The organism is Hymenobacter sp. BRD128 (genome assembly GCF_013256625.1).
Taxonomy (GTDB): Bacteria; Bacteroidota; Bacteroidia; order Cytophagales; family Hymenobacteraceae; genus Hymenobacter.
The window spans coordinates 2,610,944-2,630,368 of sequence record NZ_CP053908.1 but is presented as its reverse complement, the minus strand read 5'-3'; the positions used below and the strand labels follow the sequence as shown (position 1 = coordinate 2,630,368).

The following is a 19,425-nucleotide window of genomic DNA, read 5'->3' as shown; positions in this document are numbered from 1 at the left end:
CGACCTTTGGCCTCGGCTCACTAGTTAAGCCCCTTGCCTGCCGTGCTGCGCCTGCTTCGTTTTCAAGACCTCGACCTTGCCCGCTGGGCGGCCTGCCTGGCCGCCAGCCCCGGCGCGCCGCCCTACGCGCAGGCGTGGTGGCTAGCCGCCACCGCTGGCCGCTGGGATGCCGTGGTCGAGCTCGGGCCGGCCGGCGAGTACTACTCATTGCTGCCGCTGCCCACCAAATGGCGGCCCTGGGGCCGGGTGGCCTACCAGCCGCTCTTCACCCAGCAGCTGGGCCTGGTGCTGACGGCCGCCAGCCAGCAGCGCACGCTGGGCGCTTATCTATTGATTGTAAAGAAATACTGCGCCCGCTTTTACCAGCAGCTGCCGCCGGGCGCGCTGCCCGCGCTGCCCCTGGGCTTCAGCGTCGCCGAGCGCCTCACCTATCATCTCAGCCTAGACCCGAGCGCCGAAGCGCTGCGCCAAGGCTACGCCGCCGATTATCGCCGCCGCCTGCGCCGCCAGGCGGGGCTAGCCCCGCCGCTTCAGGCCGCCGCGGGCACCGATTTGGAAGAGCTGATTGCGTTGTTTCTCACCTATCGCGGCCCAGCGTCTGTCGGCTTGCACTCGCGCCATTACGCGCCGCTGCGCCGTCTTCTGGCTGCCGCGCAAAGCCGGGGCCTGGCCGAGCTGCGGCAGGTGCGCCACCCCGCTACCGATGAGCTGCTGGCCGGGGCGTTGTTTATCCACCACGCGGGCGGCCTCATTTATTTATTTGCGGCGGCCTCGGCGGCGGGGCGCACGGCGGGCGCGCCCCTGCTGCTGCTCGATGAGATGATAGGCCGGCACGCCGGGCAGCCGGGCCGGGTGCTCGACTTTGAAGGCGGTAGCCTGCCGGCTATTGGGCGTTTCTTCGCCAATTTCGGGGCGCGGCCCGTAAGGTATCCGGCTCTCACTCTTACCTCAACCCCCTGGTTTATAACATGGATGCGCCCCTGAACTCTCCCGAACAGCTGGCCCCGCCTGCCCCGGCGCAACCTGCCGAACGCCTGCGCGTGGTGTGTGCCGAGCCGAGTATTGCCAATCATTTTCTGGCCGAGCTGCGCGACGTAGACATTCAGAAGGACAGCCTGCGCTTCCGGCGCAACTTGCAGCGCCTGGGCGAGATTATTGCCACCCGCATCAGCGCCCAGCTCAGCTACACGCCGCAGGCCGTGCGCACGCCGCTGGGGGAAGCCCCCAGCCAGCTGCTGCGCGATTTTCCGGTGCTGGCCACCGTGCTGCGGGCCGGCCTACCGTTTCACCAGGGCTTCCTCAATTATTTTGACCAGAGCCCGAGTGCCTTTGCCGCGGCCTACCGCATCGAGGGCACGTCCCAGGTGCAGGTGCAGCTCGACTACCTCACCGCCCCTCGGCTCGACGAGCGCGTGCTCATTTTGGCCGACCCCATGCTGGCCACCGGCAAAAGCCTCGTGCAAACCTACCGGGCCATGCTGCGCTTTGGCATGCCGCGCCAGGTGCACATCGCGGCAGTTATCGCCTCGCCCGAGGGCGTGGCCTACGTGATGCGTGAAATTCCCGAGGCTACGCTCTGGGTAGCGGCCGTTGATGAAAAGCTCAATGAGCAGGCCTACATCATTCCGGGCCTGGGCGACGCCGGCGACTTGGCTTTTGGAAGTAAAATTTAGGACGACAGCCAGGGCGTAAGCGCTTGGCTAGCGTATCTTCACTAAATAAGCCGGTTTTGCTGACCCAAGGAGTAGTGGTCGGCTTTTTTCCGGGTGCCACTTGCGCATAAGGCAAAAGCTGGCATGAAAACAGCATAACACAAGTGTAATTTAAATTTTAAGGCCTAGCGCGTAAACTGATACGGGAAATTGTCTATTTTTGCTGTCCTACCTGCTTAAAAGAATAGGTTGGCCTGCTAGTTTATTGTTATTCCTGTATTAGTGTTACACTTTGCCATGAAGCTTGCTTCCGTATTCTTACTCAGCACCGTAAAATTTTTGGGTGGCCCGCTGGCGGGCAGTAGCATGGGCCTGGGTTTTTGGCCCACGCTAGCCCTCACAGTGGCTGGCATGATGACGAGCGTTTTTATTATTTCGGGCGTGGGTCGGGCCTGGGTGCGGCATCGGCAGCAGCAGCGCCGCCTGCGCCGGGCGCCGGTCTTTTCCAAGCGCTCGCGCAATATTATCAAAGTATTTAAGCGCTTTGGGATGGGTGGCATTGCGTTTCTGACGCCGGTGCTGCTCTCGCCCATTGGCGGCACCGTCATTGCTACACTGCTCGGGGTGCCGCGCCAGCGTATTCTGCTGCACATGTTTTGGAGCGCCGTACTCTGGGGCGGAGTGCTCACGCTAGCCAGCGCCCGCCTCGGGCACCTGCTGCACCACTAGCCGTCTTCGGCCAAGTAAAAGCCCTGAAAATCGGGCAGTAGCCTTATCAGTTTAAGCGCAATTCCGTATAAGCACACCGGCCCCTTTCTGCCCGGCAGAAAGGGGCCGGTGTGCTTTTTCACTCGCTTCTTTTTTCGCTTGTATGAATGACAATTCTTCCTCCATACCCGTGCTAGTGGCAATTGAGCCCGCGCCGGTGCAGGCCGCCGTGTCGCGGCGGCTAGCCGTCGAGTTTATTGGTACCTTCTGGCTGGTGCTGGGCGGCTGCGGTAGCGCCGTGCTGGCCGCCGGTTTTCCGAAAGTTGGTATCGGGCTACTGGGGGTGTCGCTGGCGTTTGGCCTCACCGTGCTCACGATGGCCTTTGCCTTCGGGCATATTTCGGGCGGGCACTTCAACCCGGCCGTGAGCCTGGGGCTGTGGCTAGGCGGGCGCTTTTCGGGCCGCAATCTGCTGCCCTACTGGGTGGCGCAGGTGCTAGGCGGGCTAGCCGGGGCCGGCGTGCTCTCCGTCATTGCCTCGGGCAGCCCGACTTATAATGTCACGGTTAATGGGTTGGCGGCCAATGGCTATGGCGCAGCCTCGCCGGGCGGCTACTCGCTGCTAGCCTGCTTCGTAACGGAAACGCTGCTGACGATGATTTTTCTTTACATCATCCTGGGCGCTACCGATACGCGGGCCGCCAAGGGCTTCGGGCCGCTGGCTATCGGGCTGGGGCTCACGCTCATTCACCTGCTCAGTATTCCAGTCACCAATACTTCCGTAAACCCCGCCCGCTCGCTGGGGCCGGCGCTCATTTTGGGCGGCGTGGCCTTGCAGCAGGTGTGGTTATTTTGGGTGGCCCCGCTGCTGGGGGCGGCCCTGGCGGGCTTGTCGTATCAGTGGCTCACGGGTAGCGAGGGCACCGAAGCCGTGGCCGCCTCGGCCCAGGCCATTGGGCGGGCTACGACTACCATCGGTGAGGTGACGGCCAACAGCCCGGCCCCGCCGCTGTAATGCCTAGCTGAAAAAGTAAAACGCCCCCAACCAACTATGCTTGGTCAAGGGGGGATTTACTAGGTAAGCGCTTGCTAAGCAATATGCAACCTAACTGCCGCTGGAATAGTCATCACTAAAATCCTCCTCTATATGAAAGCAATACGTCTACCAAATTTGAGCGGGCTAGCTCTGCTCCTGCTGCTGGCAGGAGCGTGTAAAAAGACTGATGAGCCAACTATGAGTGCCATTATTACGGGCTATGACCCCCGGATGTGCGCCTGCTGTGGCGGTCTGATGCTGACGTTTACGGGCAACCCGCGGCCGTTCGCCGGCGATTTTAAACTCATTGACAATAGCGCAGAGCTAGGCCTCAGCCCCACAGAGGCATTTCCGCTGTATGTGAAAGTGGATTACGTAGCGCTGGCTAACACCTGCGGAGGGGCGCACATCAAAGTGACCAGCCTGAAAAGGCAGTAGTGTCAAGTCCCAAGTATTAAGCCAGCCGTTAGCTGCTGCGCCGACGGGGCCGGGCGTTGATGGCCTTCATGGCGGGGGCCGAAGCGCCCTTCTTGCCGGGGTTTTTCTTGTTGCCTTTCTGGCTCTTTTTGTGGTGCTTGCCCTCCTCAAACGGCTTGCCGGTGCGCTTGTCGATGGTGACGCCGGGCTTTATCCACTCCTTCTTTTCGTGAAAGGAACCCTTGAAATCTGGGTCGTCGCGGCGGCGCTGCTCGTCGAGCACGCGGGCGTGCTGCTGGCCTTCCACGAAGGGCGTGTTCGTGATTTCGACCTCCTCCGGGATGGGCAGCAGCGGAATTTCCTGCCGAATCATCTCCTCAATGCGCTCGATGTGCTGGCGCTCGGCGGGGTTGGCAAACGTGATGGCCGCGCCCGTGTGCCGCGCCCGGCCCGTGCGCCCAATGCGGTGCACGTAGTCGTCGTAAATCAGCGGCACGTCGAAGTTGATGACGTGGCTCACCTGCGGCACGTCGATGCCCCTGGCGGCCACATCGGTAGCCACCAGGTAGCGCACGTTGCCTTCCTTAAAGGCATCCATGCTGTTGAGGCGGGCATTCTGGCCTTTGTTGCCGTGTATCACGCGCACCTCGCCCACGGGCGCCTTGCGCTGCAGAAAGCGGGCTACCTCATCGGCATTCTCCTTGGTGCGGGCAAACAGCATTACCCGCGTCATCTCCTGGGCATCGCGGTGCAGCAGGTGCTCCAGCAGGTTGATTTTAGTGGCCAGGTTAGGCACTTCGTACAGGCTCTGGGTCACCGTCTGGGCGGGCTGGGCGGGCGGCGTCACCTCCACGCGCACCGGAAATTCCAGAAACTCCTCGCTCAATATCGTCACGCGCTCGGGCATAGTGGCCGAGAAAAGCACGTTCTGGCGCTTGCGCGGAATAATTTCCAGAATGCGCCGAATCTGGGGCATGAAGCCCATATCCATCATCTTGTCGGCCTCGTCGAGCACCAGCGTCGTCAGGTTTTTCAGCACCAGGTCGCCCTTCAGGTAAATCTCCATCAGGCGGCCCGGCGTGGCAATCAGAATATCCAGTCCCGCCTTAATCGTCTCAATCTGCGTCTTGGGTCCTAGCCCGCCGTAGATGGCATAAATGCGCAAATCGGTATAAGTAGCCAGCGCCTTCAGATGCTTTTCGAGCTGGATGGCCAGCTCGCGGGTAGGGGCCAGAATGAGCGCGCGCGGGTGCTCGCCCTGCGCGTATTTCACTTTCATAAGCAGCGGCAGGCCAAATGCGGCCGTTTTGCCGGTGCCGGTTTGGGCAATGCCCAACACGTCGTGGCCAGCCAGCAGCAGCGGAATGGTTTGAACCTGCACCGGCGTGGGCTCGGTAAAGCCGGCCTCGGCTACGGCAGTGAGTAATTGCTTGTTAAGCTTGAAGTCGGTGAACGCGGCGGGGGTATCCATGCCGCAAAGGTCGGGCTATTTTGCTGCGCGGAGCGCGCCGGGCCTTTTAAGAGGGCCTAGCCACGCCCATCCCTACCCACGATTTTTTACCCCAAAATCTTGCAAAGTTTAACCAGTTGCGTATCTTTGCACCCACAAATCGCCACACGGTAGATATAGCTCAGCTGGTTAGAGCGTCGGATTGTGATTCCGAAGGTCGTGGGTTCGAGCCCCATTATTTACCCTCGCAAAAGTCCCCGGATGCGAATCCGGGGACTTTTTTTGTTATTTGCACAGTTGCGTACCCATCGCACACACCTTTACTACCCCTAACTACTTGCAATGAGTCTGCTCGTTATCGGCTCCGTGGCCTTCGATGCCCTGGAAACTCCCTTTGGCAAAACCGACAAAATCATCGGTGGCGCGGCTACTTATATCAGCCTCGCGGCTTCGTATTCGACCAAGCCGGTGAACTTGGTGGCTGTGGTAGGCGGCGATTTCCCGCAGTCCGACATTCAGATTCTGGAAAATCACGGCGTAAATACCGAGGGCCTGCAAATCAAGCCGGAAGAAAAGTCGTTTTTCTGGTCGGGCAAGTATACTAAAGACCTCAATTCGCGCGAGACTATCGCTACCGAGCTGAATGTGCTGGGGTCATTTGACCCCATTATTCCCGACGCGTACCAGACCTGCAAGTACCTGATGCTGGGCAACCTGGCACCGCAGGTGCAGCGCCTCGTCATTCAGCGCCTCGTCAATCGCCCCAAGCTCATTGTGCTCGACACCATGAATTTCTGGATGGATTCGGCGCCCGACGAACTGCTGGCCACCATCGAAATGATTGACGTGCTGAGCATCAACGATGAGGAGGCCCGCCAGCTGTCGGGCGAGTATTCGCTGGTGAAAGCTGCCCGCAAAATTCTGGCGCTAGGGCCCAAGTTCTTGATAATCAAGAAAGGTGAGCACGGCGCGTTGCTGTTTCACAAAAACAAGGTATTCTTCGCCCCAGCCCTGCCGCTGGAAGAAGTATTTGACCCCACCGGCGCCGGCGACACCTTCGCGGGCGGCTTCATCGGCCACATCGCCGCTACCGACGACTGCTCGTTTGAGAACCTCAAGCGCGCCGTTATCCACGGCTCGGCCATGGCCTCGTTCTGCGTCGAGAAATTCGGCACCGAGCGCCTGCTAAATCTGACCCAGGAAGAAATTGAAAGTCGCGAAGCGCAGTTCGAGGCGCTGGTGCGCGTCGAGCCAGTGGGCGTAACAGCCTAGTAATTAGCTGATAAAAATTCTTCAGACCCTCATGCTGAGCTTGCCGAAGCATCTCTGCCGCCCCGCTAGGGTGTTGCTCCATAGAGATGCATCGGCAAGCTCAGCATGAGGGTATTTTTTTATTCATTTAAGTTGACTAACTCCATCACATGCCTACCTGGCTGCGCAAGAACCTAGGCGAAATACTCTTTTTCGCGGCCTTCGCCGTCGTGATGACGACTGATTTGCGCCTGCCAGTGCTCAGCACTATCCAGCGTGGGCTGCTGGCTAGCGGGCTGTGGCGCGCCACGCCGCCGCAGGCTGCGGCGGCGCTGCCGGTGCAGTTTGCCAGCCTGCGCGCCGCCGACTATCCCTACCCGCTGCCGTTGCGCACGCTCGATGGCCGCCCGGCCAATTTGCGCCAGTTCCGGGGTAAGGCGGTGCTGGTGAATTTGTGGGCGAGCTGGTGCCCGCCGTGCCTGGCCGAAATGCCGGGCTTGCAGGCGCTTTATCAAAAGACGGACACCAGCAAAGTAGCTTTCGTACTCATCTCGCTCGATGCCAACCCCAACAAGGCCCGCGCTTTGCTCAAGCGCAAGGGGTACACACTGCCGGTGTTTTTCCCGGCCGCGCCGCTGCCCGCGCCGTTCGATTCGCCTTCCATTCCGTCCACCGTTATCCTGACCCCTAGCGGGCGCCTGGCTGACCGCCACGATGGCATGGCCGACTACGACACGCCCGCCTTCCGGGCGGCACTGGAAAAGCTCGGTACCGGCGGCTAGCCCGGTTGGTGCATGAGGCGCGGCAGGCAACCTCAGCGCGCCTCTAGCGGTACAAGGAAAAGTAAGTTTCTCCCACCTTTCCCTTTTCCCGCCATGTCCCTCGCCAAGAAAGAAACCGACCTCACGAACGATAAAACGTCCGTTAACCCCGCCGCCAATACTAAGAAGAAAAGCACGCAGGTGCAGAGCCCGAACACAATGGACGTATCGGCCCACGGCAACACTACCGATGGCAACAGCGCCGGCCACGGCGTCGATAAAATTCGCAGTAACCCGCAGGGCAATAAGCCCATGTCAGTAAACAGCGGCAAAGTAGGCAAGGGCGGCGACGCCAAGCACTAAGCCCTGAAACATCAGTTGAACGCCCTGCTCTATCGGCCTTACCGTTGAAGCGGGGCGTTTTAGTTAGGTAAAACTAGGCGAACGTAAGAAGTGTGTTCTTGAGGCTCAAAGCGTAGCTGCTCAATGGCGATAGTATGGTCGTTAAGCCAGCATACTCGTTGTGGCTGCCAATTTATTAGCGTCTTGGTCCACAACGGGGTTACCATTCGGTCGGATATAACCCACAATTCGATACTATTGTCAGAAGCTGGACTATCTAAGCCAGGAGAGGCAACAAACAACAGCTTCCGGTTGGGGGAGATATCCGGTACATAAGATAAAGGTGTGAGATGCCCAGATTGCTTGCTGATGAGAAAAGGTTGAGTATGTTCGTAAAGCGTGCTATCTGCCAGCCAGTAGGGGCGGCCCGGAATGCTGCCTAAAAATCGACATTCTACGTCCGATAGCTCATCTTGGTCATGGCGCATTTGCTGTGTATTGTCAGTGAAACGCAATATTGGTCCAACATAGGGCCGCACAAGCAGGATATGCCCATTACGCCGCACCCGCCCGTCGCTTTGCTGTCGAATTAAGTGTGCCTCCTGAAACGTCGGCAACTGACGAGGTGGAGGCGGAAAGTCGCTTTTACTGCCCGGTACCAGCCGTAGCACGAGTCTCCGGCCGACGTGCAGCGTATCAAACGGCCCATTAGTGGCCCGGTCACCAGAGCTATATGCAGTGTCTGGTTTGGTCGGCGCTGGAGCTATTATCAGTGCTTGAGATGGCACCGGGCGGCTACTTAGATGATGCTCGGTCGCGTTCTGTCCGCAGCCAGTTAACAACAGGCAGAGCCAAAGTAACTTTCGCATAGCCAAAAAGTAAGTAAAACAGCGCTAAAACTCCCACCCCAGCCATTTCTGGAAACCAGCTTTCTGGACCTCATCAGCCTCGGCTAGCTTCTCTACGGCGTAGCGCGGGCCGAAGTGCACACCCGGCAGCGCCGCTAGCTCTACCAGCAGGAGCCGGTTCTGGCGAAACACGGCTATCTCGTAGTGCGTCGCGTCGGTGCCGAGCAGGCTTTGCAGGTTCATATCGACGCGCCGGCCGTTCACGGCCACAATCTCGTCATCAGCGGTGAGGGCCGTAGCAGCCGGCGAGCCAGGCCAGATGTACGTGACTTCGGTGCGCTCGTTCTTCACCACCGTGCGGAAGCCGAAAATACCTTCCGAGGCCGAAGCGTTTTCATACGCCACCAGCTGGCAGCCCACCGTGTGCAGCGCCTTGTCGAGTGGCTCCTGCAAGGGTGCGGTGCCGTTGATGAATTTGTCGAAGTAAACCTGCATCTTGCGGCCGGCTACCTCGCCCACAATGCGGGCGTAATCCTCGTCGGTGTAGCCTTTGCCCGTCTTGCCAAAGTCCTCGTAGAGGCGGCGCATCACGTCGTCGAGGCTGCGGGCGTGGCCGTGCAATTGCCGCAGCGTGAGGTCGAGCAACAGAGCCGCTAAGGCCCCTTTGTGGTATACGCTCACTTTGCGGTCGGGCACGCCGGGCTTGTAGCCATCGAGCCAGAGGTCCATGCTAGCGTCGGCCAGGCTCAGGTGCTGGCCGCCCGCGTCGTCGTAGTGCTTGCGTAGCACCAAGTTCAATTCATCAAAATACTGAGCCGGCGTGCGCACATGACTGCGCGCCAGCAGGTACTCGCCGTAGTAGGTCGTGACGCCCTCGGCAATGTAGCAGGTGCGGAAATAATTCTCGCGAGCGTAGTCATAGGGCTGCATCTCGGCCGGCCGGATGGCCTTGATGTTCCAGGCATGAAACAGCTCGTGGCAGCTCACGCCCAGCAGCTCTTTGTACAAAGCTTCCTGCATCAGCAGCTCGGCGGGGCCCAGCACGATTACCGTCGAGTTGTGGTGCTCCACGCCGTGGTAGTGCTTGTAGGGCAAAAACTGGTTCAGGAAATGATAGTCAGCCACCGGGAAGCCGCCAAACAACGTTATTTGCTCCTCCGAAAAAGCCTTGAAATCGGCCAGTAGCTTCGGCCAGTTGAGTAGTGCCTCCTCGCCCTGCGCCCACACGTGGAAGGGCAGCCCGCCCGCCTCGTACTGCTGGTGTTGAATGGTGGGGCTAGCGATGAGCGGCGCATCGGCCAGCTGGTCAAAATTGCTGGCTTGCAGTGTGTTGGGCAGCGTTTGGGGCAGGCCGCAGGCTAGCCGCCAGTCGGCCGGCAAATCCAGCGTGAGCTGGCAGGGCGCATCCTGCTGGCCCTCGGCATACAGCAGGGCCTGCACCGGATTGAGGTAGAGCTGGGTGGCGTCGAGCCACGAGCCGCCGGCATCCATCTGGTGGGCGTAGAAATTGTAGCGCACCCGCACGCTACGGCCGGCCGCGCCGGGCACTTCCCAGCGGTCCTTAGTGGTTTTGCGGTAGGGCAGGGACTCGTCGGTTTCGGCGTCGCTGATTTCTACATGCTGAATCTTCTGGGCAAAATTCTGGAGCTCGTAGCGGCCGGGGCGCCAGGCGGGCAGCTGCAAGGCTAGCGGGCTGCCGGAGTCGGCCGGCACCTCTACCATGAGCTGCACTTGCAAGTAAAACGTGAGCGGATTCTCGAACGAAACGTGGTAGTAAGTCATGGGCGGCGGCAACGAAAGCAACGAGTAAAACTAGCCCTAGCAGGTCATACCCGGGCGTATTCTCTACGCAGAAAGCCCATCCTACTGCTACAGGCCGAGCCGGGCGCGTCATTATCCGGCGGGCTGCTTGCTATTGTAAATCCAAATCCGTACCTTTGCCGGCCCAACTCGCAATTTGACCGGACATGAAACGTACCTATCAACCCTCGCAGCGCAAGCGCCGCAACAAGCACGGTTTCCGCAACCGTATGGAAACTGCCAACGGCCGCAACGTACTGGCCCGTCGCCGCGCCAAAGGCCGCAAGCGCCTCACCGTATCGGACGAAGGCCGTCACAAGCGCTAGTCTTGCAGGCTGTTAGCGCCTAGCTGATGGCTCTTTGCTAGCAGGTAGCCGCATTGTTGGGGTAGGTAATTTGCTGGCCTGGCCAGAAATAACTGCCGCTACAATGCGGCTTCGCTATTTCTTTTATCGTGAACGAGCTACCCGCTGCCAGTCCCCCATCGCCCGCCAACCGAAGCTATACCTTTCCCAAGGCCGAGCACCTGTGCAGCAAGAAGCTGATTGAAAAGCTTTTTAGCCGGCAAAATCCTTCGCTGGGGGTGTATCCGCTGCGCCTTACCTGGGTGGCGGCGCCGGCCCGCACCACGGCCCCGCCCCAGGTGCTCATCACGGTGCCCAAGCGGGCCTTCAAGCGGGCCGTAGACCGTAACCGCCTTAAGCGCCTCGTGCGCGAAGCCTATCGCCTTAATAAATACCGCCTTACCGAAGCCGAAAACGGCCATCCGGTGGCGGTTTTAGGTATTTTGTACACCGGCAAGGAAAAAAGCGCGCTGGCGCTGGTCGAAAAAAAATTAATTTCTGGGTTGAATCGTTTGCTGGCAGAATCTATGGTGCAACCCGCGCCGTAGTTTCGATTATCTTCACGCCAGTATACGGGCGCGCAGGGTGGCGTTTGGCAGGGTAGGGGCGGCTAGCCTCGCGGAGTGCCAACGACTTTGCGGTGCCCAGCTATTCATTTGCCCGATGACAATCCGTAAAAAATTACTCGCTACCCTCGGTCTTGGTGCGCTCGGTCTGGTCAGTTTCCGGGCGGCGTCCGACAGTGACCGGTACTTTGAGATTGCTAAGAACCTCGACATTTTCGCCACCTTATTCAAGGAGGTGAACACGTACTACGTGGACGAGATTACGCCCGGTAAGCTGGTGAAAACGGGCATCGACGGTATGTTGAAGTCGCTGGACCCCTATACCAACTATATTCCGGAAGACGACATCGAGGACTTTCGCACGCTTACCACGGGGCAGTATGGCGGCATTGGCATCGAGGTAGCCAAGCGCAATGGCAAGTTTGTGGTGCAGAGCGCCTACGAAGGCTACCCGGCTCAGAAAGCTGGTCTCCTGCCCGGCGATGAAATACTGACGGTCAACAGCATAAATGTTGACAAGAAATCCAGCTCCGATATCAACAAACTGCTGCGGGGCCAGGCCAACTCGGTAGTGAAGCTGATGGTGACGCGCTATGGCCAGGATAAGCCGGTCGAAATTGAGGTGACCCGCGACCGCATCCAGGTAGATAACGTGCGCTACTACGGCATGCTCACCAACGACATTGGCTACTTTCAGCTAGGGGGCTTCACGATGGATGCGGGCCGCGAGGTGCGCAACGCGGTAGTAAAGCTTAAAGAAAAAGGCGCGAAGAAAATTGTGTTTGATATTCGCGACAACCCCGGCGGCCTGCTCAATGAGGCGGTAAACATTTCCAACTTGTTTGTAGACAAGGGCCTGGACGTGGTGAGCACCAAGGGCAAGGTGACGGAGTGGAACAAGACCTACAAGGCGCTCGATGTGCCGCTCGATACGCAGATGCCGATTGCCGTGATAACGAGCAACCGCTCGGCCTCGGCTTCGGAAATCGTGTCGGGCGTGCTGCAAGACTACGACCGTGCCGTGCTGGTGGGCGAGCGCACCTTCGGTAAGGGCCTCGTGCAGGCTACTAGGCCACTGAGCTACAACTCGCAGCTGAAAGTGACCACGGCCAAGTATTACATCCCAAGCGGGCGCTGCATTCAGGAAATCGACTATTCGCACCGCGCCGACGATGGCGCGCTGAGCAAATTTCCGGACTCGCTGCGCACGGCGTTTAAGACCCAGGCTGGCCGCACGGTGTACGATGGCGGCGGCGTGGCGCCCGATATCGACGTGCAGGACCGCGAAATCGCCGATATCACCCGGGTGCTCATTCAGAAGAGCTACCTCTTTGACTACGCTACCCGCTACCATGCCGAGCACACTACTATCGCGCCGGCCCGCGACTTTAAGCTGTCGGATGCTGAGTACCAGAAGTTTGTGATGTATCTGCAAGGCAAGAGCATGGCCTACAGCACCGATGCCGAGCGCGTGCTCACCGACCTCACCAAAAAGGTGAAGGAGGAAAAGCACTACGACGACGTGAAGCCCGAACTCGACGCCATCAAGCGCAAGGTAGCCGCCAACAAAACCAACGACTTGCAGCGCTTCAAGCCCGAAATCCGGGAGTTGCTGGAGGAGGAAATCGCCTCGCGCTACTATTACGAGAAGGGCCGCACCGAAGCGGGCTTCGACGACGACCTGAATATCCAAGCGGCCATTGCGGTGCTCAATGACCCCAACCGCTACGCCGCACTGCTGAAGCCCGGTGGGCAGGCGGCGAGTGCGCGCAAGTCGGCGGGAACGAAATAAAAAAGAGGCGTCGTAACTGACGCCTCTTTTACTTTTACAGCAATGGATATTCGAGCTTTCGTTGACGTTATTCAGACTACTAAGTGCGAGGTTAGGATGAAAGTAAAAGGTTAGTTCGCACCCGAAGGCTGGAATAATTGGATTATAATTCCAACTTCTGGCTACATTGAAACGGGCGGCCAAGGCCCTTGGCCTATTCGTCAGATACAGTGGGTGGAAATAAATCCTATCGTTACAGAACACATAGGGCGTCTTGGTCATCCTAAGCAAATAGACAGCTTGGTGCAAATTGAGGAAGGTCTGCGTAATGCGACCGTACCCTATACAACCATGAATGGAATAATCCGTATTCTGTTCTCAGATGTACTTTAGCTAGCGCGAGTTTAGCGCAGCGTGACTCGTACTAGTGCTCGAGTACTAGTAATAAGCGCCCTCGACCAAATACCCCTGCACGTAATCCCGAATACCTTCCTCCAGCGAGGCAAACGGCCGGTCGTAGCCGATGCTGCGCAGCTTGCGCATGTCGGCCTCGGTGAAGTACTGGTAAGTGTCGCGGATGTCCTCGGGCGTGTCGCGGAAGCGGATGTCGGCCGGCTGGCCCATCGCGGCGAAGGTGTTGAGGGCGAGGTCCATGAAGGTGCGGGCCTGGCCGGTGCCGAGGTTGTAGAGGCCCGGATGGGTGCGGTGGTGCAGTAGGAAATAGCACACTTCCACCACGTCCTTCACGTACACGAAGTCGCGCATCTGGCCGCCGTCCACGTACTCGGGGTTGTGCGAGCGGAAGAGCTGCATGCTGCCATTCTCGCGAATCTGGCGAAAGGCGTGCAGGATAACCGAGGCCATGCGGCCCTTGTGGTACTCGTTGGGGCCGTAGACGTTGAAAAACTTGAGGCCGGCCCAGAAATAGGGCTTTTCTTCCTGGGCCAGGGCCCACTTGTCGAAGTCGTTTTTGGAGTCGCCGTAGGGGTTGAGCGGGCGCAGCTGGTAGGGCAGGGCATCGTCCTGGTCGGAGTAGCCGAGGCGGCCGTCGCCGTAGGTGGCGCCGCTGCTGGCGTACACCAGCGGCAGGTTGTAGCGCACGCAGGCTTGCCACATCTGCTTGCTGTAGTTGAGGTTGAGCAGGTCGAAGATGGCGGGGTCCTGCTCGGTGGTGTCGGTGCGGGCACCGAGATGAAAGACGAATTCGACCTGCTCGTGGTGGGCGTCGAGCCACGGGAAAAACTCCTCGCGGTCGACGTACTCGCGCAGCTTTTTGCCTTGAATATTGGGCAGCTTTTTCTCAATGGCAAAATTGTCGACTACTACGAGGTCGTTAAAATTAGCAGCGTTGAGGCGGGAGACTAAGCAGCTGGCGATGAAGCCGGCGGCGCCGGTGACGACTATCATATCGAGGAGAATTAGGCCCTAAAGGTAGCAAGGGCCGCCGGCGCTGGGGCCGCCGCCTACCTTTGCGGCCATGCGCGCTTCGCTCTACCTATCGCTCGGGCTGCTTGGGTTGGGGGCCTGCCAACCCGAAAATAAGTCGGCTAGCCCGGCCGCTACCGTGCGGGTGCACGACGACCTGGGCCGCCCCCTCACGCTGCCCGCCCACCCACGCCGGGTGCTGGCGCTGGCCCCCAGCCTCACCGAAATACTATTTGCCGTGGCCGACACGGCCACCATTATTGCCCGCACCCAGGCCGACGACTACCCGGCGGCTGCGTTGCGCAAGCCTTTGGTAAACTCTTATCCGCTCGATTTGGAGCGCCTCGTGGCCCTGCGTCCCGACGTGGTCTTCACCATCGAAGGCATGACGCCGCCCGACGCGGCGGCCCGCCTGGGCCAGCTGGGCATTCCGGTTTATTACCAGAAGTACCGGCGTGTAGCCGATGTGCTGCGCGGCATCAACGACGTGGGCCGGCTGCTGGGCTGCCCGGCGCCGGCCCGGCACCTCACCGACTCGCTGCAAAAGCAGCTCGACCAGCTGGCTAGCCCGCCCCGGCCGGCCGGAGCCGCGCCCACCGTGCTGGCCCTGGCCTCGGCCGACCCCATCTATGTGTACGGGCAGAATACCCTATGTACCGATGAGATAAGGCTAGCGGGCGGCCAGAATGCGGTGCGCGATACTTTTCCGCAGCCTTTTCCGGCCCTGACGCGCGAGTATATTTTAAAGCTGAACCCGGAGGTGGTGCTGGGCGGCCGCTTCGGCAAGCTGGACAGCACGTTTTTCAAAAACAATCCCGAGCTGCGCCGCACCCGCGCCTACCTGGCCCGCCGTGTATACGCCACCACGCCCAACCTATTGCAGCGCCCTGGCCCGCGCGTCGTGGAGGCCGTGCGCGAGCTGCAAGCCCTTTTACGTAAGTAAATGATGCCTGCTATGCACCCCGGCCGCTGGCTTTTGGCGGGCACGCTGCTCACGCTGCTGCTGCTCGGGCTCGGGCTGCGGGTGGGCTCGTATGTTACCGAGTATACCTTTATTTTCAAGACGCTGCGCCACTACGACCCTGGCGACCCCGCCCAGCTGGTGCTGGTGCAGCTGCGGCTGCCGCGCCTGCTGCTGGCCTGGCTGGCGGGGGCCAGCCTGGCGCTGAGCGGCTACCTGCTCCAAACGCTGGTGACGAACCCGCTGGCCGACCCGTACTTGCTGGGTACGGCCTCGGGGCGTCGCTGGGGGCTATTGTGGCGTATTTGTTTTTTCCGGCGCTCACGCTGGGCGGGCTGTATCTGCCGCCGCTGGCGGCGCTGGCGGGGGGGCTGCTGGCCACGGTGCTGGTGGTGGCCATCGGCTCGCGGCGGGGGCGGGTGCTGCCGGCGCCGCTGCTGCTGGGCGGCGTGGCGGTGGGCGCGCTGGCGGCAGCTGTGGGCTCGCTCATCACGTTTCTGAAAGCCGACCAGGGCAACTTGCAGGCGGTGGTGTTCTGGGCGTTCGGGTCGTTTGAGCGGGCTAGCTGGGCGGTGCTGGGCTACCCGGCCGCCGTGCTGGCGGGCAGCCTGGGGCTGCTGGTTTTCTTGCAGAAAGACTTAAATCTACTGCTGCTAGGCGAGGAGCGGGCGCAGGCGCTGGGCCTGCCGGTGGTGCGGCTGCGCTGGCTGCTGCTGGTACTGGTGGCGGCGCTCACGGGGGCGTGGTGGCGCTCTGCGGCCCGGTGGGCTTTGTGGGGCTGGTGGTGCCGCACCTCACGCGGGGGCTACTGGGCACGGCGGGGCGGCTCAACCTAGCGTTTTGCGCGGTGCTGGGCGGGGGCTTTTTGCTGGCCTGCGACTTGCTGGCCCGGCTGCTCTACCCGCCGGCCGGCTTGCCGGTGGGCTTGGTCACGGCCCTGCTGGGGGTACCGTTTTTTGTATCTTTGCTGCGGAAAACAAGTTGATTGTTGCTTGTTACTGGTTGATTGTGGCTAGCCAAAGGCTTGCGGTCAACTGAATAAGCAATAATCCTCAATCAACAATCAGATGCTATACGTCAGCCGCCGCGAGCACTTCAATGCCGCCCACAAGCTCTACAACCCCGCCTGGAGCCCGGAGCGCAACGCGGAGGTTTTTGGCCCCTGCGCCAACGAAAACTGGCACGGCCACAACTACGAGATGATAGTGACCGTGAAGGGCCAGCCCGACCCCGACACCGGCTTCGTCGTCGATTTGAAGGCCCTCAGCGACCTCATTCGCACGCACATCACCGACCAGGTTGACCACAAAAACCTCAACCTCGACGTGCCTTTTCTGAAAGGCCAGCTGGCCAGCACCGAAAACCTGGCCGTGGCTTTCTGGCAGATTCTGGAGCGCGAGTTGCCGGCCATCACCCCGGCTCAGCTGCACTGCATCAAGATTTACGAAACGCCCCGCAACGCGGTGGAGTACTTCGGCTAGGCCCTTCGGCAATTATGAATGAAGAATTATGAATTAGGAATTGAGCCAGCTACTGCTATGGCTTGATAAGCAATTCATAATTCCTAATTCCAAATTCATAATTAAAAATGAAATACTACCTCATAGCCGGCGAGCGCTCCGGCGATACCCACGCCGCCCACCTGCTGCACGAGCTTAAAAACCAGGACCCCGGCGCGGATTTTCGCTACTGGGGCGGCGACCAGATGGAGGCCCAGGGCGGCCACCTCGTGCGCCACTACCGCGACCTGGCCGTGATGGGCTTCTGGGAAACGGCTACCAGCCTGCTCAAATTTCGCGGTTATCTGAAAGAGTGCCAGGCCGATATTCTGGGCTACCGGCCCGATGTGCTGATACTGGTAGACTACGGCGGGTTCAACCTGCGCATGGCGGCCTGGGCCAAGGTGCAGGGTATTCGGGTGTTTTACTATATCTCGCCCAAAATCTGGGCCTGGAACCAAAGCCGCGTAGAAAAAATCAAAACTTTGGTAGACAAGATGTTCGTCATCCTGCCTTTTGAGTCTGAATTCTACCAGCGCTTCGACTATAAGGTCGATTACATCGGCAACCCCACGGCCGACGAGGTGGCGGCTTTTCGGCCCGACCCTAGTTTTCTGACCCAGCACGGCATCGACCCCGAGCGTAAAATCATTGCTGTGCTGCCGGGCTCGCGCAAACAAGAAATTGAGGAGATGCTGCACGAGATGCTGGCCGTGCTGCCCGCCTTTCAGGAGTACCAGTTTGTGGTGGCCGGGGTGAGCAACCTCGACCGTGCGTACTACGCCCACTTTGAGCGCAACGGTATCAAAATCGTATTTGACCAGGCCTACGACCTGCTGAGTCGGGCCAGCGCGGCGCTCGTAACCAGCGGCACAGCCACCCTCGAAACGGCGCTGTTCGGGGTGCCGCAGGTGGTGTGCTACCGCACCAGCGGCCTTACCTACATGATTGGCAAAGCGGTGATTAAAGTGCCTTACATCTCGCTCGTGAACCTCATTGTGGGCCGCACGGTGGTGGAGGAATACATCCAGGGCGATTTCACGGCCCGCAACCTGCTTGACGAACTCAAGCGTCTGCTCACCGACGAGGAGTACATTGCCAAGCAAAAAGCCGGCTACGCCGAGTTGCGCCAAAAGATGGGCCAGCACAACGCCGCCCGCCAGGCTGCCGCGCTGATGATTAACTACCTGGGCGAAAAACAAGCCGCCGCTTAGTTTCTGCAAGGCTAGCGGAGCAAGTGGGAAGATTGAACATTTGGGCCGGCTCGACTATTTAGGTAGTCAGGCCGGCCCAGTCAATGTAAGGGCGGGCCAGCTTGCATGTCGCCTTTTCTCACTCTCTCCCAGGCTAGCGCCGAGCGCACTACGGTGCAGCGCGTGGTGGGCTCGGCGCTCACGCGCGCTACCGACGTGCTGGCCATCGAGGCGCCCCTCGAAATCAGCCTGGAATACGGCTCCGCCGGCCAGCGCCAAACCCACAGCCTGGCCGTGACCATGCGCACGCCCGGCCACGATGCCGAGCTGGTAGCGGGCTTCCTGCTGAGCGAAGGCATTGTGCAGCAGGCCGCTGACATTATCACCATCGAGCACCACGCCGACCCGCGCCGCCCCAAGGAGCGCGGCAACGTGGTGCGCGCCGCGCTAGCCCCCGGCGTAGCGCTGGCGCTGGATAGACTGGAGCGGCATTTCTACACCACCTCCAGCTGCGGCGTGTGCGGCAAAACCAGCATCGACGCCGTGAAGGCTACTAGTTGCCCCGCGCCGCCGCCCGCCGCTAGCCCCCGGGTGCCGGCCAGCCTCATTCACGCGCTGCCGGCGCGGCAGCGGGCGGCCCAGCCGGTTTTTGAGCAAACCGGCGGCTTGCACGCCACGGCCTTGTTTTCGGCCGAGGGCGAGTTACTATTGCTGCGCGAAGACGTAGGCCGCCACAACGCGTTCGATAAAGTAGTGGGTGCCGCGCTGCTGGCCGGCCAGTTGCCGCTGGGCCAGCACATCGTGTTGCTAAGTGGCCGGGCTAGCTTCGAGCTGGTGCAAAAGGCCGCGCTGGCGGGCGTAGCCATTCTGGCGGCCGTGGGCGCGCCGAGCAGCCTGGCTGTGGAAGCGGCCGAAGAATTTGGCCTCACGCTGCTGGGCTTCGTGCGCAACGAGCGATTTAATATTTACAGCCATGCCCAGCGTATCAACGGGTTATGAAACTAAGACTGGAAGAAAACTCCCTGCGCCTGCGCTTATCGGAAGAAGAGGTGCGGCAGTTTGCCGCTACCGGCCGGGTAGCCTACACCATCGCGTTTGGGCCGGGGCCCGGCCAGACGCTGCTGTATGCGCTGGAGCGGCTGCCGGCCGCTAGCCCTGCTTCGGCCGTGCAGGTGCGCTACGAGGCCGGCGCGCTGGCCGTAGAGGTGCCCGCCGCCGTGGCCCGGAACTGGACTGATACCGAAAACATTGGCTTTAAAAGCGCGGTTTTGGTAGCCGAAGGCCAGGAATTACGTATTCTGGTTGAAAAAGACTTGGACTGCCGCCATTAGCCGGCTAGGCTGCCCCCCCGGGCGGCGGCTGGCTGGTGGGGTTTGTTCCTTTGCAATAGCCATTCCCACC

General features: G+C 60.3%; 19 protein-coding genes, 1 tRNA gene and 1 pseudogene. 18 read left to right on the top strand and 3 right to left on the bottom strand.

What is annotated here, in order from left to right; all coding sequences use genetic code 11:
* Positions 1-42: 42 nt before the first annotated feature.
* From GKZ68_RS11690 to aqpZ, 4 genes are all read left to right on the top strand, one after another.
* The gene (locus tag GKZ68_RS11690) at positions 43-984 is read left to right on the top strand and encodes a GNAT family N-acetyltransferase (protein WP_254244276.1); all 942 of its coding nucleotides are present in this window, start codon (positions 43-45) and stop codon (positions 982-984) included.
* Positions 969-1,673, top strand: a complete 705-nt coding sequence (gene upp, locus GKZ68_RS11685) for a uracil phosphoribosyltransferase (RefSeq protein WP_173114846.1) — start codon at positions 969-971, stop codon at positions 1,671-1,673. Before GKZ68_RS11690 ends, upp begins: the two co-directional genes overlap by 16 nt.
* 276 nt (positions 1,674-1,949) lie before the next feature.
* Positions 1,950-2,381: a hypothetical protein gene (locus tag GKZ68_RS11680; protein WP_173114843.1), complete on the top strand. Its 432-nt coding sequence runs from the start codon at positions 1,950-1,952 to the stop codon at positions 2,379-2,381.
* A 142-nt stretch (positions 2,382-2,523) separates the two neighbouring features.
* Positions 2,524-3,375 (top strand): aquaporin Z, encoded by an 852-nt coding sequence (gene aqpZ / locus GKZ68_RS11675; RefSeq protein WP_173114841.1) that lies wholly within the window; start codon positions 2,524-2,526, stop codon positions 3,373-3,375.
* 487 nt (positions 3,376-3,862) lie between these two features.
* Here aqpZ and GKZ68_RS11670 read toward each other — a convergent pair whose 3' ends face one another.
* Positions 3,863-5,284, bottom strand: a complete 1,422-nt coding sequence (locus GKZ68_RS11670) for a DEAD/DEAH box helicase (protein WP_173114838.1) — start codon at positions 5,282-5,284, stop codon at positions 3,863-3,865.
* Between the two features lie 149 nt (positions 5,285-5,433).
* On the opposite strand from GKZ68_RS11670, the gene GKZ68_RS11665 reads away from it, so the two are divergent.
* From GKZ68_RS11665 to GKZ68_RS11650, 4 genes are all read left to right on the top strand, one after another.
* Positions 5,434-5,507, top strand: a tRNA-His gene (locus tag GKZ68_RS11665).
* Positions 5,508-5,605: 98 nt separating this feature from the next.
* On the top strand, positions 5,606-6,535 hold the full coding sequence (locus GKZ68_RS11660; protein ID WP_173114835.1) for a PfkB family carbohydrate kinase: 930 nt from the start codon (positions 5,606-5,608) through the stop codon (positions 6,533-6,535).
* A gap of 149 nt (positions 6,536-6,684) precedes the next feature.
* On the top strand, positions 6,685-7,296 hold the full coding sequence (locus GKZ68_RS11655) for a TlpA disulfide reductase family protein (RefSeq protein ID WP_173114832.1): 612 nt from the start codon (positions 6,685-6,687) through the stop codon (positions 7,294-7,296).
* Between the two features lie 93 nt (positions 7,297-7,389).
* Positions 7,390-7,638, top strand: coding sequence for a hypothetical protein (locus GKZ68_RS11650; protein WP_173114829.1), 249 nt, complete (start codon positions 7,390-7,392; stop codon positions 7,636-7,638).
* An 872-nt stretch (positions 7,639-8,510) separates the two neighbouring features.
* Here GKZ68_RS11650 and GKZ68_RS11645 read toward each other — a convergent pair.
* Positions 8,511-10,247, bottom strand: a complete 1,737-nt coding sequence (locus tag GKZ68_RS11645; RefSeq protein ID WP_173114826.1) for a M61 family metallopeptidase — start codon at positions 10,245-10,247, stop codon at positions 8,511-8,513.
* Positions 10,248-10,432: 185 nt separating this feature from the next.
* Between GKZ68_RS11645 and rpmH the strand changes: the two genes are divergently transcribed.
* The 4 genes from rpmH (at position 10,433) to GKZ68_RS22695 (ending at position 13,339) form a co-directional block, all read left to right on the top strand.
* A complete protein-coding gene (gene rpmH, locus GKZ68_RS11640; RefSeq protein WP_068337113.1) occupies positions 10,433-10,591 on the top strand; it encodes a 50S ribosomal protein L34 in 159 nt (52 codons plus the stop codon).
* Between the two features lie 128 nt (positions 10,592-10,719).
* A complete protein-coding gene (locus tag GKZ68_RS11635; protein ID WP_173114823.1) occupies positions 10,720-11,157 on the top strand; it encodes a ribonuclease P protein component in 438 nt (145 codons plus the stop codon).
* 115 nt (positions 11,158-11,272) lie between these two features.
* Positions 11,273-12,967 (top strand): S41 family peptidase, encoded by a 1,695-nt coding sequence (locus GKZ68_RS11630; protein WP_173114820.1) that lies wholly within the window; start codon positions 11,273-11,275, stop codon positions 12,965-12,967.
* A gap of 141 nt (positions 12,968-13,108) precedes the next feature.
* The gene (locus GKZ68_RS22695; RefSeq protein ID WP_367949229.1) at positions 13,109-13,339 is read left to right on the top strand and encodes a DUF6678 family protein; all 231 of its coding nucleotides are present in this window, start codon (positions 13,109-13,111) and stop codon (positions 13,337-13,339) included.
* A 45-nt stretch (positions 13,340-13,384) separates the two neighbouring features.
* Here the strand turns inward: GKZ68_RS22695 and rfaD are convergent, their stop codons facing one another.
* The gene (gene rfaD / locus GKZ68_RS11625; RefSeq protein WP_173114819.1) at positions 13,385-14,353 is read right to left on the bottom strand and encodes an ADP-glyceromanno-heptose 6-epimerase; all 969 of its coding nucleotides are present in this window, start codon (positions 14,351-14,353) and stop codon (positions 13,385-13,387) included.
* Between the two features lie 70 nt (positions 14,354-14,423).
* Here rfaD and GKZ68_RS11620 point away from each other — a divergent pair, with 70 nt between their 5' ends.
* The 6 genes and pseudogenes from GKZ68_RS11620 to GKZ68_RS11595 all read left to right on the top strand — a co-directional run bounded on the left by GKZ68_RS11620 (position 14,424) and on the right by GKZ68_RS11595 (position 19,355).
* Entirely contained in the window at positions 14,424-15,314 is an 891-nt protein-coding gene (locus tag GKZ68_RS11620) for an ABC transporter substrate-binding protein (protein WP_173114817.1), read from the top strand.
* Positions 15,315-16,317: pseudogene (locus GKZ68_RS22690) on the top strand (FecCD family ABC transporter permease).
* Between the two features lie 82 nt (positions 16,318-16,399).
* Positions 16,400-16,813: a 6-carboxytetrahydropterin synthase gene (locus GKZ68_RS11610; RefSeq protein WP_173114815.1), complete on the top strand. Its 414-nt coding sequence runs from the start codon at positions 16,400-16,402 to the stop codon at positions 16,811-16,813.
* A gap of 107 nt (positions 16,814-16,920) precedes the next feature.
* Positions 16,921-18,045, top strand: coding sequence for a lipid-A-disaccharide synthase (lpxB, locus tag GKZ68_RS11605; protein WP_173114813.1), 1,125 nt, complete (start codon positions 16,921-16,923; stop codon positions 18,043-18,045).
* 105 nt (positions 18,046-18,150) lie between these two features.
* Complete coding sequence (fdhD, locus tag GKZ68_RS11600) at positions 18,151-19,023, top strand: formate dehydrogenase accessory sulfurtransferase FdhD (protein WP_173114811.1); 873 nt, start codon at positions 18,151-18,153, stop codon at positions 19,021-19,023.
* A complete protein-coding gene (locus GKZ68_RS11595; protein ID WP_173114809.1) occupies positions 19,020-19,355 on the top strand; it encodes a hypothetical protein in 336 nt (111 codons plus the stop codon). The genes fdhD and GKZ68_RS11595 overlap by 4 nt, the downstream gene beginning before the upstream one ends.
* Positions 19,356-19,425 lie beyond the last annotated feature (70 nt).